We start from the raw sequence: 13,051 nt of genomic DNA, 5'->3' as shown, positions 1-13,051 counted from the left end.
CGCTCACAGCAGAGCGCACGGAGGAGAATTTCATGTCACGAGACAATCGTTCATGGCACAGAGCAGGGGTTGGTGCGCTCGCCGCAGTCTCCCTCGTCGCGCTCCCGTCCTGCTCCGGCGAAGCGTCCGGAGAAGCTGAGGGTTCAGCGACCTCGGGGGACATCACGTGGTGGGGCTGGACACCTGACAAGCCTCTCGCCGACTCCCTGATCGAGTCCTTCAACGAGGAGTACCCCGACATCGAGGTCGAGTTCGTCTCGAAGCCGATCTCGGGATACGACGCCGTACTCAGCCCCGCGATCACCTCGAGCGACGGGCCCGATGTCTTCAACGTCGCCCCAGGGTCCGCCAACGGTGGTGTGGATACGTTCGAGGCTGGCGCGATCGACCTCAGGGACGCCGTGTCCGAAGAACTGGGTGATGACTGGGAGGACCAGCTCGCCACAGCAGGCGTCGAGGGACTGACGGTCGACGACAAGGTCGTCGGGCTCTCGGCTGGATCCGTGTACTCGGGCAGCCTCTGGATCAACCAGGACATCTTTGATGAGTATGGGCTCGAGCCGCCGACCACGATGGATGAATGGAAACAGGTGTGCGAGACCCTCGAGGCTGAGGGCCAGGGGTGCTTCGTGCAGGGTGCGGGCAACGGGGCCTTCGACATGGACACCTTCGAAGCGATCATGGAGAACATCGAGCCTGGGCTCTACGCACGAGCTTCTACGGGCGACGCGTCCTACACATCGCCGGAGTTCGTCGAGGGGATGGAGATCTGGAAGTCTCTCTTCGACGAGGGAATCATGCAGGACGGCGCTGTCGGGCTGCAGCAGTACCCCGAAGCGAACAACGCCTTCATGTCCGGCGATTATGCGATGGTCATGATGGGCACGTGGTACACGCAGTACACCGTGCGCGACACCATGGTCGGCGCGATGGAAGCCGCAGGCGTTTCCGATCCTGAGCCGTTCACTATGGTGCCGATCGACTTCCCCGACGTCGCAGGGACCGGTAATACGGGCAACTACTTCGGGGACGCCGATTATGGTCTCGCAGTCAACGGCCAGTCCGATCAGCAGGCCGCAGCAACGACATTCGCGCTCTGGCTGACGACCTCTGAAGCGGGGCAGCAGGCAGTGGCGAATACTCTCAATGACATTCCTTCGCTCACTGGCATCCAGCCGGAATGGGACGACATTGAACTGGTCGAACCCGAGGCGCAGCTTGAGGCTCTGCAGGACCTGACTGCGCGGGCCGCGGAGTCCACCGAACCGCGCTTCGCCACGATCGACGCCGCCCTGAACGACGCGTTCCAAGAGGTCCTCATCGGGGTAGCACGCGGACAAACATCCCCTGAGGACGGACTCGCCACGCTGCAGGCGGTCAGCGATGAGGAGTAGTGACGAGGCCATTATCGTCGGAGGGCGGTCCAACCTCCCCGTAGCGGCGTCCAGATCCACCATCGACTCGGCGGACGAAGACGCCACCATCATCCCGCCTCCGTTGCGGAAGCGTCGCGCGGGGAGGACCAACGGGAAGGGGCGCAACCTCTACGGAAGCGGACTGCCCTGGATCCTTCCCGCACTCGTTCTCGTGATCGGGATGATCTACTTCTCCATCGGATACACCGGATGGATGTCGATGCTCGACTGGAGCGGCTTCATCCTCAGTCCTTCGGAGTTTGTCGGTCCCGAAAACTACGCGCGCATGGTCCAGGACGAGGTCTTCTGGAGGGCGATGTGGCACACCGCCATCTTCTTCGTCGTGACGTTCACGGTTCAGACCGCGATATCGTTCACCTTCGCGGCGATCATGCACTCTCAGATACACCTTGCGACGGTCTACAAGGTCGTCATCTTCGTGCCGAACGTCCTGGCTCCAGCGATCATGGCCCCCGTCTTCCGCGTCATCTTCGATGCGAACGGCAGTCTCAACGGGGTCCTCGAGACCATGGGTCTCGGGTCGCTCGCTCGCCCGTGGCTGGCAGAGGACTTCACCGCGATGGCCGTGGTGATGCTAGTGACCATCTGGCAGTGGACCGGACTGTCCTTCATCCTCTTCTACGCTGCGATGAGCCAGATCGACCCGCAGATTCTTGAGGCCGCACGCATCGACGGGGCGGGCAACCTCCGCACGCTATGGTCCATCATCTGGCCCCTGTGCCGCGGGACGACGATCGCGCTTGCCACGCTCGGAGTCATCGGTTCACTCAAGACCTTCGATGTGCCGTGGCTGATCGCCAACGGCGGCCCGAACCACGCGACGGAGTTCCTCGGGACGTATATCTACCAAACGATGGTCGAGCAGAAAGAGTTCGGGTACGCAGCGGCCATCTCAGTAGCTCTGCTGGTACTCGCCATCGTCGGCGGCCTGCTCACACGGTTGGGCAATCGTCAGAGTGAAGGGACCTGATTCATGTTCGAGATCAGAACTCTGCGTTCCCGCATCGGGCTCCAGGTGCTGGCCACGCTCATCGCCATCCCCTACTTGCTGCCCCTCTTGGCCATGGTGCAGGGCTCACTGGCCGGACGAGGCTTCGACAACTACGTCAAGGTGTTCGACACCGGCGTAGTGCCGACATACTTCCGCAACAGCATCATCGTTGCCGGCTGCGCCATCGTCATCGTCTATGCCTGCACGATGCTGGCGGCCTTTGGTTTCGCGAAACTGAGGATTCGGGGCAAAGAAGTGTGGTTCTGGATGCTGCTCATCGCGTTGACGGTGCCAGAGGCGGTGCTCCTGACCCCGCTCTTCGTCACCGCGTCGACGTTCGACCTCTATAACGAGCTCGTCGCGGTCATCCTGCCGCTCGCCGCTCTGCAGGTGCCATTCACTGTGCTCCTTGCCCGCAGCTTCTTCGCTGGCGTGCCGACCGAGCTGATGGAAGCCGGCCGCATCGATGGGGCCAATGTGGTGAGGGTGTTCTGGCACATCGTCCTGCCCCTGACGCGGCCCATCGCCGGAGCGGTGGTGATCCTGACACTTATCAACAGTTGGAACGCGTATCTGCTGCCAATGCTCATGTTGAACGATCCGAACAAACAGGTGGTCACATTGTTGCCCCAGTACTTCCTAGGTCAGTACACGAACGACCAGACCGGAATCCTCGCTGCCGCCGTCATCACGTCGATACCGATGATCCTCGCGTATCTGCTGCTTCAGCGCACGTTTGAGCGTGGCTTGTCTGCGGGAGCCTTGAAGTGAGTGGGCCGCTGCTCCAGGGCCAGCTGGCCGTGGTCACGGCAGGGACCTCGGGCATCGGTCGCGCCGTCGTGGAACGCTTTCTCGCGGAAGGTGCCGAGGTGATCGTCACCGGTATGAGCCCCGAGCGTATCGAGGAGGCTCAGCGTGCCTGGGGTGATCAGGCGCGGGTGCTGCGAGCGGATGGAAGTGATCTGGGTGATCTGGATCGCCTCGTCACCGAGATCAAGGCCACCGGTCGCGAGGTGGACGTGCTGGTCGCCAACGCCGGTCGCGACATCGATGCCAGGAACCTCGCCGATACCTCACCGGATGACTTCGACTACGTGGCCGACCTCAACTTCCGCGGTACCTTCATCCTGCTGCAGAAGCTCTCCGCCCTACTTGCGGATGGCGCACGCATAGTGCTCGTCTCCTCCATCGGAGGAAGCAACGGCAGTCGGGGACACTCGGTCTACAACGCCACGAAGGCAGCGGTGCGCTCTCTCGCCCGAACGCTCACCTCCGAGCTCGGAGAGCGCGGCATCCGCGCGAATGCGGTGAGCCCCGGTCCGACGGCGACTGCAGGTTTCGACCAGTTCACCGGCGGCTCCAAAGCGATCGAGCAGAAAGTCGCCGCGATGGTGCCGATCAGACGCGTCGGGCGGCCCGATGAGGTCGCCTCCGCGGTCACATTCCTGGCCAGCGCAGAGTCCAGTTTCATCGCCGGGGTGGAACTCGTCGTCGACGGCGGCATGAGTCAGGTCTAATGCCCCCCGTCCTCATTCAACAAGAAGGGTGAACATTGTCCAATCCAGTGAAATACGCAATCGTCGGTACGGGGTGGCGCTCCGAGTTCCACATCCGCATGGCAAAGGCCGCGCCGGACCGGCTCGAGGTGGTCGCGGTCTATGCGCGGTCAGACGAGTCCGCCGAGCGGATGGCTCGATGGGACGTTCCCGTCGTCCGCTCGCTGGGTGAGCTGATGGCAGCTGATCCGGAGTTCGTGATCGCCTCCGTGCCCTGGCCCGCGATGCCCGAGGTCGTCACGGATCTCGCCGAACGCGGTGCCCATGTTCTCGCGGAGACCCCGCCGGCGCCGGATGCCGAGGGCCTGCGGTCGCTGTGGAAAGCCGTGGGCCACACGAACCGGGTGCAGGTGGCTGAGCAGTACATGCTGATGCCAGGGCACGCCGCGCGCCTTGCGATCGTCGGATCCGGCACCATCGGGCGGGTGAACTCCGTCGAGGTCGCCTCGACGCATATGTACCACGCCACGGCGCTCATGCGCGCCTACCTGGGGATCGGAATGGAGGAGGCGACGGTCAACGCCCGCTCCTTCACTGCGCCGTTGACCGATCCGCTCTCCTTCGGCGGCTGGTCCTCGGATGTCGAGCCCCGCCCAGTGAAGACGACGGTCGCCACGCTCGACTTCGGCGAGGGTCGGATGGGTCTTTATAACTTCGTCGATAACCAGTGGTGGAATCCACTGCTGGCGCGGCGTCTGGTGCTCCGCGGCGAGCGCGGGGAGATCGTCGATGACACCGTGACTCACTGGACCGAGGAGGGTGTCATCATCTCCCCGGTCTCGTATCGACGCACCGGCGTCGATATGAATCTGGAGGGCAACGAGGTCGTCTCCGCGTCGTTCGAGGGCCGGATGGTGTATCAGAACCCATGGGTCGGCACCAGGCTCTCGGAGGACGATATCGCGGTCGCCTCGTTCCTTGAACAGACGGGTGCCTGGGCCCGGGGCGAGGGTCCCGACGCCTATAGCCTGGCCGCTGCGTGCCAGGACCACATTCTCGGACTCGCCATCGTGGAGTCCGCCAGAACCGGCGCCGATGTCCGCGTCGAGAAGGAGGCCTGGGCCTGATGCCGCTCATCACATTGGAAGTCTCAGACACCGTCCCCGCAGAGAAGCGCCTCGCCTATGCGAACGCCGTGCACGAGGGACTCGTCGATGGCCTCGGCATGGACGAGGCCGATCGGTTCCAGGTCATCCATCCGCTGCCGTCCGGTCATCTCATCGCGGATCCGCACTATCTCGGCGGGGAGCGTCGCGACGTGGTGTACGTGCGGATCCTCATGGTGAAGATGTACGACGACGCGACGAAGGCTGAGGCCTTCCGCTCCGTCGCTCGCCGCCTCGAAGCCGAAGGCGTACGACCCGACGATGTCTTCATCGCCATCTCGGAGAACACGCTGCAGGACTGGTATCCGGGTGCGCGTGGTGACCGGGAGCGCGGGAGCGAGGTCGTGCAATGAGCGACCTGACCCATAGGCGCAGCGATGCCACCATCCGGGTCACGGACCCCGCTGGTCAGCCGTTGCCCGGCGCGCGGGTGAGGGTGCGCCAGAGCGGACATGTCTTCGGCTTCGGGAACATCGGATTCGACTTCATCGAATGGGTGGGTGGGGCGCCCCCGACGGATTCACACCGTGCGATCGAGTTCTTCGGCGGTGCGCTCGCCCCGGACCCGGAGGCCCTGGCGCAGGACTGGCTTGAGCTGTTCAACATGGCCACTCTGCCGTTCTACTGGCGGGGGTTCGAACCTGAACCCGGCCACCGCGATACCGATCGGCTGATGCGCACCGCGCAGTGGTTCAAGAAGCGCGGTGTCTCCGTCAAGGGGCACCCACTGCTCTGGCACACCCTGACCCCGGCCTGGTTGCTCGACCTTGACGACGCGGGGGTGGAATCGGCCATCCGAGAGCGGATCCGGCAGCTCGTGACCGGATTCACCGGAACCATCGATCTGTGGGACGCGATCAACGAGGCCGTCATCCTTCCGGTCTTCACCGCGGAGCACAACGCGGTCACCAGACTGGCGAAGTCCAAGGGCCGCCTCGGGATGGTCAGGATGGCCTTCGAGGTGGCCCGGGAGGCCAATCCTTCCGCGCGTCTGGTGCTCAATGACTTCGATCTCTCGGAGTCCTATGAGCAGCTGATCACGGAGTGCCTCGAGGCAGGAATCCAGATCGACGCGATCGGTCTTCAGACCCATATGCATAAGGGGTATCGCGGAGAGGAGCAGGTCTGGAACGTCATGGAACGGTTCGCCCGGTTCGGCCTCCCGCTGCAGATGACCGAGACGACGCTGGTCTCGGGGGAGCTCATGCCCGGTCATATCGGTGACCTCAATGACTACGTCGTGGACGAATGGCCTTCTACGCAGGCGGGTGAGGAGCGCCAGGCTGAGGAGATCACACGACATTTCCGGACGGTCTTCGCCCATCCCGCCACGAAGTCGCTGACCTATTGGGGGATGACCGATCACGGTTCGTGGCTTGGTGCTCCCTCGGGACTCCTGCGTGCCGATGGCAGCAGGAAGCCCGCGTTCGACGCGCTGCGTTCGTTGATCAAAGAAGAATGGTGGCACCCGGAGGAGAGCCTCGTCGCGGACGAGGCGGGGGTGCTCCATGTCGAGGGATTCGCGGGGGACTATGTCCTTGAGGGAGCCGAGGGCTCCGCGAAAGTCCGGCTCGACGAGGGTGCTGTTGAACGTGACGTCGTGCTGGAGTCGCGGACTGCAGAGAGGACCGGCGCATGAGCCGCAGCGCGGAATTCTACGGCGGCTCTGACCGCAATGCCTATCTCCACCGAGCATGGATGCGCCGGGGTGTTCCCGACCACGCCTTCGACGGACGCCCGAACATCGCCATCGCGAACACCGCCTCGGATCTCACCCCCTGCAATGCCCATCTGGATGAGGTGGCGCAGAGCGTCAAGAACGGCATCTACGAAGCCGGAGGTATTCCTTACAACCTGCCGATGGTGTCACTCGGTGAGACCACGGTGCGCACCACCGCGATGCTGTGGCGCAACATGGCGGCGATGGCCGCCGAAGAGCTGCTGCGCGCCAATCCTGTCGACGGGGTGGTCCTACTCGGGGGGTGTGACAAGACGATCCCTGCACTTCTCATGGCTGCGGCCTCGGTGGGCATTCCGGCGATCGTGGTCCCCGGCGGCCCCATGCTTAACGGGTCCTTCAGGGGCCGCCCCCTGGGGTGCGGCACCGGCGTATGGAAGCTCAGCGAGGAAGTGCGGGCGGGTGGGCTCTCGGATGCTGAGTTCCGCTCCACCGAATCGTCGATGATCCGTAGTCGCGGGCACTGCAACACGATGGGCACGGCCTCGACCATGGCCTTTATGGCTGAGGCGCTCGGGATGTCACTTCCCGGCGTCGCCGGCACTCCCGCTCCCGACAGCCGTCTGCTCGAGCTTTCTCACGCGAGCGGACGCAGGGTTGTGGAACTGGTGGGGCAGGAGACCACCCCTGCGGACATCATGACCCCGGGTGCGTTTCACAACGCCATCGTGGCGCTGGCTGCCATCGGGGGGTCCACCAACGCCGTGGTCCATCTGCTCGCTATCGCAGGTCGGCTCGGCGTCGACCTTTCGCTTGATGACTTCGACAGGATCGGCGATGGAGTGCCGCTTCTGGTGAACCTCCAGCCGGCCGGGGAGTACCTGATGGAGGACCTGTTTCGCGCGGGCGGTTTCCTCGCCGTCCTGAACGAGGTCAGACATCTGCTCGACTCGAGCACCGTGACTGTCTCGGGCAGGCGGCTGGTGGATGAGCTGCCGACGGAAGCTGTGTGGGATCGAGACGTGATCCGAACCGCCACTGAGCCGCTCCAGCCCGACGCCGGCATCGTCGTGCTGCGCGGCAACCTGGCACCGTCTGGAGCCATCATCAAGCCTGCCGCCGCGAGCGCAGAGCTCCTGCGCCACCGCGGTCCGGCCGTGGTCTTCGACTCAGTGGAAGACATGAGGGCGCGCATCGACGATCCAGATCTGGTCGTGGATGAGAACTCGGTGCTCGTCCTGCGGGGATGTGGCCCGCGCGGTTACCCGGGCATGCCGGAGGTGGCGAATATGCCGCTGCCGCGCCGGCTGCTGGAGAAGGGTGTGCGGGACATGGTGCGCATCTGCGACGGTCGCATGAGCGGCACCGCATACGGCACAGTGGTGCTCCACGTGGCACCCGAGGCCGCTGCCGGCGGTCCGCTTGCTCTGGTCCAGGACGGGGATCTCATCGAGATCGACGTGGAGGCCAGGGGCCTCACTCTGCTGGTCCCTGAGGACGAGCTTCGACGCCGCACTCCGCCGACGCAGCTGAAGGCCGCATATGCATCGCCGAAGCGTGGTTGGGAGCAGCTCTACATCGATCACGTCCAACAGGCCGATACAGGTGCTGACCTCGACTTTCTGACAGGCGCGACCGGCCCTGCCGTGATGCGCGATTCCCACTGACGAATGGAGCATCTGAAATGACCTACACGGTCAATGCCGCTGTGCTGCGGGAGATCGACCAGCCGATGCGCATCGAGCAGATCCAGCTCTCCGGGCCGGGCGAGGAAGAGCTGCTGGTGGAGATCGAGGCCGCGGGAGTCTGTCACTCAGACCTGCACTACCTGCGGGGCGGACTCCGCGCGCCCCTTCCCCTGGTCCCCGGACATGAGGGCGCAGGGCGGGTCATCGCCGTCGGGTCGCGGACGAGCGGAGCGATCCGCGTCGGTGACCGGGTCGCACTGCTCTGGCGACCGAACTGCGGGCGCTGCGTGCAGTGCATGTCCGGAGCCTCGGTCATGTGCGAATCCGCAGCCATCCAGGCCCGCACGGGGGGTCTGATCGACGGTGCGATCCGCATGTCTGACGAGAACGGCCCGGTCCATCACCTGATGGGAGTCTCCTGCTTCTCGGAGAAAGTGGTCGTCCACGAGCGCAGCGTCGTTCCGGTGCCCGAGGACATCTCGGCCGAGGTGGCGGCGATCGCCGGCTGCGCGGTGATCACCGGGGTCGGTGTCACCCGCAACGTCATCGGCGGTTGCCTGGGTGATCCCGTCGTGGTCCTGGGCGCGGGAGGCGTCGGACTCGCTGCGGTGATGGGGGCCCGGCTGGCGGGGGCTCGGCCACTCATCGCGGTCGACATCGACGACGGCAAGCTGGAGCTCGCCACGCGCCTCGGTGCGACGACGACGATCAACAGCCGCGACCGGGACGTGGTCGAGGAGGTCCTCGAGCTCACCGGCGGGGGAGCGGCATGGGTGATTGAAGCCATCGGGCGTCCCGACACCCTGCGCGCCGCCGTGCAGATGCTGCGACCGCGGGGGACCGCTGTGGCGGTGGGCCTGGGCGCAGCCGGACAGACTTTCGAGATTCCGATCAACGAGCTCGTCCAGCGACAGAAGCGAGTCGTGGGGTCGCTGTACGGCTCGTCGACCCCAGCCATAGACCTGCCCGCGATCTTTGAGCTGTACCGCTCGGGTGAGCTGCCGCTGGACGAGCTCATCGGCGCCCGGTACGCCCTCGAGGACGTGACCGTGGCGTTCGACGCGCTTGCCCAGGGTGCCGTCGGCAGATCGGTCATCCTGCCGGAGGGAGTCAGCCCATGACATACGCGACATACCCCAGCCTCGAGGGGCGGACGGTTTTCATCAGCGGCGGCGCCAGTGGGTTGGGCGAGGAGTTCGTCCGCCAATTCGTCGCGCAGGGGGCACGAGTCGGTTTCATCGACGTGGACGAGGAGAGGGGGGAGGCTCTCCTCGCGGAACTCGGCGACGCAGCACGATTCATCCGGTGCGATGTCAGGGAGATCCCGGAGCTGGAGGCGGCGATCACCCACGTCGCGGCGGAGCTCGGCCCGATCACGGTTCTCATCAACAATGCGGCCCACGATATGCGCCATACGCTCGCCGAGCTCGATGTCGAAGAATGGGACGATCGCCAGGCGGTGAATCTGAGACACCATGTCTTCGCCGCACGTGCGGTGGCATCCATGATGGATGAGGCTGGAGGCGGCTCGATCATCAACCTCGGGTCCATCAGCGCGCACATCGATCTCCCCGACCTCGTCGGCTACATCACCGCGAAGGCCGGCATCGAGGGGCTCACGCGTGCGCTCGCCCGAGACCTTGGGCCTCAGCGCATCCGAGTCAACTGCGTGATCCCCGGGTGGGTGATGACTCAGCGGCAGCTGGAACAGTGGGTGACTCCGGAGGCGACGGCGCACATCGAGGCGAGTCAGTGTCTGACCGAAAAGCTCTATCCGGAGGATGTGGCACGGATGGTCCTCTGGCTCGCGGCGGATGACTCTGCCAAGTGCACGGCGCAGAAATGGGTGGTCGACGGTGGCTGGCTCTGAGTTTGAGCACCGCGGATGCTGGTCCGGGGATCCGACGGTGTTCCACGGCGAGGGCGGCTACTGGGACGCGGGGGCCGGTGTGTTCCGCCATGTCGACATGTACACCGGTGACATCGTCACCCTGGAGGGCCCAGACACCACGCGAACGCATCTCTCGGCGCTGGTCGCCATGATGAGAGGTCGCCGCGCCGGAGGATACGTGGTGGCGGTCGAACGAGGCTTCCGCCTCCTCGGTGAGGACTTCAGACCCGAGCAGGACGTGACGGCGTTTGGCGAGGGCGGCCTGCGCATGAACGAGGGCAGCTGTGATCCGGCGGGTCGGCTGTATTGCGGGTCGATGGCCTACGACGCCAGCCGCGGAGCAGGGGTGCTCTATCGCCTCGACCCTGACCTGAGGGTGCACCGGGCCCTTGAGGGAGTCTCAATCCCCAATGGACTGGTGTGGATCGACGGCGGGCACACCGCGCTGCATGCGGACACGATGCACCGCGAGATCCGTGCCTACGAGGTAGACCCCTCGACCGGGGAGTTCGGCGCGTCACGGATCCACGTCTCGATCCCGGAGGAACACGGTGCACCGGACGGTATGGCGCTGGACAGCGAAGGCTGTCTCTGGGCCGCGATGTGGGGCGGTGCGGCAGTGCATCGCTACGCGCCAGATGGCACGCTCACGGAAGTCCTCTCACTCCCGGTCACCAATCCCACCTCATGCACCTTCGGCGGCGAGGACGGATCGACGCTGTTTGTGACCACCTCCAAGGAGAATGCTGACGCCGCGGCAGAGCCGCTCGCGGGTCAGGTCTTCACCCTCCGCGTCGACGCCTCCGGCGCGCCCGTGCATGATTTCGCGGGATGAAAGACCGCCGTTGAATGACGGCGCGTGAAAAACGACATGTGAAAGATGAAGGAGCTGACGAGGAATGAGCGACACCATGGATGAAGACATCGAGCAGGTCACGCGCGCCTCCGCAACCTGGGCGGCGATGTCACTGCGCGAACGCGCAGAGGCCATGCGGGGTGTCGCCGCGGGGCTCGATTCCGCCGCGGATCACCTGGTGCCCCTGGCGATGGCCGAGACGCATCTGCGCGAGGCCCGTCTGCGGGGCGAGCTGAAGCGTACGACCTTCCAGCTGCGGCTCTTCGCCGACACGGTGGAGGAGGGAGCCTTCCTCGAGGTACGCATGGATCGTCCGGACGCGCAGTGGCCCATGGGTGCCCACCGACCTGACCTGCGGCGCATGCTCGTCCCGATCGGCCCGGTCCTGGTCTTCTCGGCAGGCAACTTCCCCTTCGCATTCTCCGTGGCGGGCGGAGACACCGCTGCCGCCTGGGCGGCGGGCAACGCCGTGCTCGTGAAGGCCCACCCGGGTCACCCGAGACTCTCGGACGCCACGGCCGAGGTGGTCGCCCGCTCCCTCGCGGCCGCCGGAGCGCCGCAGCACCTGCTGCGAGTCATCCACGGCAAGGACGCCGGCGTCGCTGCGCTGAAACATCCATCGATCAAAGCAGCATCATTCACAGGCTCGATCGAGGGCGGGCGCGCGCTGTTCGACATCGCAGCTGCGCGACCGGAGCCGATTCCGTTCTACGGGGAACTCGGAAGCGTCAATCCGGCCTTCGTCCTTCCGGCTGCCTCAACGGCCAGGCCGCAGGACATAGCGGCGTCCTTTCTCGCTGCCGTGACGGGCAGCCAGGGGCAGTTGTGCACGAAGCCGGGGGTGCTGCTCGTCCCCGCCGGATCACCGATCATCGAGGAGCTCGAGCAGATCGACGTGGCGGAGGGGGCACCTCTGCTGAACCTCCGCACCAGCGAGGTCTTTCTCAGCACGCTTGGACGAGTCTCCGAACATCCCGGGATCACGGTGTTGAGGGACGGTCCGGAGAGCCGGGCGGAGGCCCCAGAGCTCACCCTGCTGCGGACCGACGTCGAAGAGGTCCTGACCGACGTCGAGGGGTTCCTGACCGAGATGTTCGGCCCGGCGGCTCTCATCGTCGAATACGGGGACCCGGCAGACGCTGTGCGTCTCGCGAGGGAGCTACCGGGCCAGCTGACGGCCACGCTCATCGGCGAGGACGAGGTCGAGGGCGATCTGGAGCTCTCGCGGGAGCTCCTGCCCATCCTGTGTGATCGTGCTGGACGGCTGCTTTGGAACGAGTGGCCGACGGGTGTCTCCGTGACGCACGCTCAGCAGCACGGCGGCCCCTATCCAGCGACCACTGCGCCCACGACGACGGCGGTGGGCCCCACCGCGATCTCACGGTTCCTGCGCCCTGTGGTCTACCAGAACTTTCCCCTCGCCCTGCTGCCGGGACCACTCCTGGACGAGAACCCGCTCGGCGTCCCGCAGCACGTCCATGGATGACGTACTGCAGAATTCTGCCGGTTCCCTGGGGCGAACTGCAGTACCGGCGCTCGAGCAGAGCCGCGGTGGACGAGATACCGGCCCGGAGTATGAGCTCAGTGCCGCCGAGGCCGACTCTCGAGTTGGGCCACTTCCGAGTGCTCTTGGATGTGCGGTGCAATACGGAAATAAGAACCCCCTGAACTGGATGACGTTCCAGCCCAGAGGGTTCTATGGAGCCGCCTGCCGGAATCGAACCGGCGACCTATTCATTACATGATTTATATGGGGTTCCTGCAGGTCAGGGCTTCTTAAAGCCCCTTATCAAGCGGACTTCGGGGAAACCTCTATGCCCAGAGATGTCCGCATATACCTCAAGATTCC

Annotated in this window: 12 protein-coding genes; all 12 read left to right on the top strand. The window is 65.1% G+C overall.

Annotation, left to right across the window (positions count from 1 at the left end; genetic code table 11):
- The first annotated feature begins 32 nt into the window (after positions 1–32).
- The 12 genes from IY716_RS11770 (at position 33) to IY716_RS11715 (ending at position 12,688) form a co-directional block, all read left to right on the top strand.
- Positions 33–1,394: an ABC transporter substrate-binding protein gene (locus IY716_RS11770; protein WP_218221884.1), complete on the top strand. Its 1,362-nt coding sequence runs from the start codon at positions 33–35 to the stop codon at positions 1,392–1,394.
- The gene (locus tag IY716_RS11765; RefSeq protein WP_218221883.1) at positions 1,384–2,406 is read left to right on the top strand and encodes a carbohydrate ABC transporter permease; all 1,023 of its coding nucleotides are present in this window, start codon (positions 1,384–1,386) and stop codon (positions 2,404–2,406) included. The genes IY716_RS11770 and IY716_RS11765 overlap by 11 nt, the downstream gene beginning before the upstream one ends.
- 3 nt (positions 2,407–2,409) lie before the next feature.
- Positions 2,410–3,198 carry a carbohydrate ABC transporter permease gene (locus tag IY716_RS11760; protein ID WP_218221882.1) on the top strand — a complete coding sequence of 263 codons (789 nt, stop codon included), beginning with the start codon at positions 2,410–2,412 and terminating at the stop codon, positions 3,196–3,198.
- Positions 3,195–3,944 (top strand): SDR family oxidoreductase, encoded by a 750-nt coding sequence (locus IY716_RS11755; protein WP_218221881.1) that lies wholly within the window; start codon positions 3,195–3,197, stop codon positions 3,942–3,944. Before IY716_RS11760 ends, IY716_RS11755 begins: the two co-directional genes overlap by 4 nt.
- Positions 3,945–3,979: 35 nt before the next feature.
- Positions 3,980–5,050 (top strand): Gfo/Idh/MocA family protein, encoded by a 1,071-nt coding sequence (locus IY716_RS11750; protein WP_218221880.1) that lies wholly within the window; start codon positions 3,980–3,982, stop codon positions 5,048–5,050.
- Positions 5,050–5,442 carry a tautomerase family protein gene (locus IY716_RS11745; protein ID WP_218221879.1) on the top strand — a complete coding sequence of 131 codons (393 nt, stop codon included), beginning with the start codon at positions 5,050–5,052 and terminating at the stop codon, positions 5,440–5,442. The genes IY716_RS11750 and IY716_RS11745 overlap by 1 nt, the downstream gene beginning before the upstream one ends.
- On the top strand, positions 5,439–6,728 hold the full coding sequence (locus IY716_RS11740) for an endo-1,4-beta-xylanase (RefSeq protein WP_218221878.1): 1,290 nt from the start codon (positions 5,439–5,441) through the stop codon (positions 6,726–6,728). Before IY716_RS11745 ends, IY716_RS11740 begins: the two co-directional genes overlap by 4 nt.
- Positions 6,725–8,434 carry an IlvD/Edd family dehydratase gene (locus tag IY716_RS11735; RefSeq protein ID WP_218221877.1) on the top strand — a complete coding sequence of 570 codons (1,710 nt, stop codon included), beginning with the start codon at positions 6,725–6,727 and terminating at the stop codon, positions 8,432–8,434. The genes IY716_RS11740 and IY716_RS11735 overlap by 4 nt, the downstream gene beginning before the upstream one ends.
- Positions 8,435–8,451: 17 nt before the next feature.
- Positions 8,452–9,576: a zinc-binding dehydrogenase gene (locus tag IY716_RS11730; RefSeq protein ID WP_218221876.1), complete on the top strand. Its 1,125-nt coding sequence runs from the start codon at positions 8,452–8,454 to the stop codon at positions 9,574–9,576.
- Positions 9,573–10,325 carry an SDR family NAD(P)-dependent oxidoreductase gene (locus tag IY716_RS11725; protein WP_218221875.1) on the top strand — a complete coding sequence of 251 codons (753 nt, stop codon included), beginning with the start codon at positions 9,573–9,575 and terminating at the stop codon, positions 10,323–10,325. Before IY716_RS11730 ends, IY716_RS11725 begins: the two co-directional genes overlap by 4 nt.
- The gene (locus IY716_RS11720) at positions 10,312–11,181 is read left to right on the top strand and encodes an SMP-30/gluconolactonase/LRE family protein (protein ID WP_218221874.1); all 870 of its coding nucleotides are present in this window, start codon (positions 10,312–10,314) and stop codon (positions 11,179–11,181) included. The genes IY716_RS11725 and IY716_RS11720 overlap by 14 nt, the downstream gene beginning before the upstream one ends.
- 64 nt (positions 11,182–11,245) lie before the next feature.
- Positions 11,246–12,688, top strand: a complete 1,443-nt coding sequence (locus IY716_RS11715) for an aldehyde dehydrogenase family protein (RefSeq protein ID WP_218221873.1) — start codon at positions 11,246–11,248, stop codon at positions 12,686–12,688.
- The last annotated feature ends 363 nt before the right edge of the window (positions 12,689–13,051 follow it).

It is taken from the genome of Nesterenkonia sp. Act20 (genome assembly GCF_019173455.1).
Lineage (GTDB): Bacteria > Actinomycetota > Actinomycetes > Actinomycetales > Micrococcaceae > Nesterenkonia.
This window is presented reverse-complemented; position numbering and strand designations above follow the sequence as displayed.

Coding starts and splice junctions, on each gene's coding strand:
- IY716_RS11770 (WP_218221884.1), top strand. CDS start 33: ATGTCACGAGACAATCGTTCATGGCACAGAGCAGGGGTTGGTGCGCTC.
- IY716_RS11765 (WP_218221883.1), top strand. CDS start 1,384: ATGAGGAGTAGTGACGAGGCCATTATCGTCGGAGGGCGGTCCAACCTC.
- IY716_RS11760 (WP_218221882.1), top strand. CDS start 2,410: ATGTTCGAGATCAGAACTCTGCGTTCCCGCATCGGGCTCCAGGTGCTG.
- IY716_RS11745 (WP_218221879.1), top strand. CDS start 5,050: ATGCCGCTCATCACATTGGAAGTCTCAGACACCGTCCCCGCAGAGAAG.
- IY716_RS11740 (WP_218221878.1), top strand. CDS start 5,439: ATGAGCGACCTGACCCATAGGCGCAGCGATGCCACCATCCGGGTCACG.
- IY716_RS11735 (WP_218221877.1), top strand. CDS start 6,725: ATGAGCCGCAGCGCGGAATTCTACGGCGGCTCTGACCGCAATGCCTAT.
- IY716_RS11730 (WP_218221876.1), top strand. CDS start 8,452: ATGACCTACACGGTCAATGCCGCTGTGCTGCGGGAGATCGACCAGCCG.
- IY716_RS11725 (WP_218221875.1), top strand. CDS start 9,573: ATGACATACGCGACATACCCCAGCCTCGAGGGGCGGACGGTTTTCATC.
- IY716_RS11715 (WP_218221873.1), top strand. CDS start 11,246: ATGAGCGACACCATGGATGAAGACATCGAGCAGGTCACGCGCGCCTCC.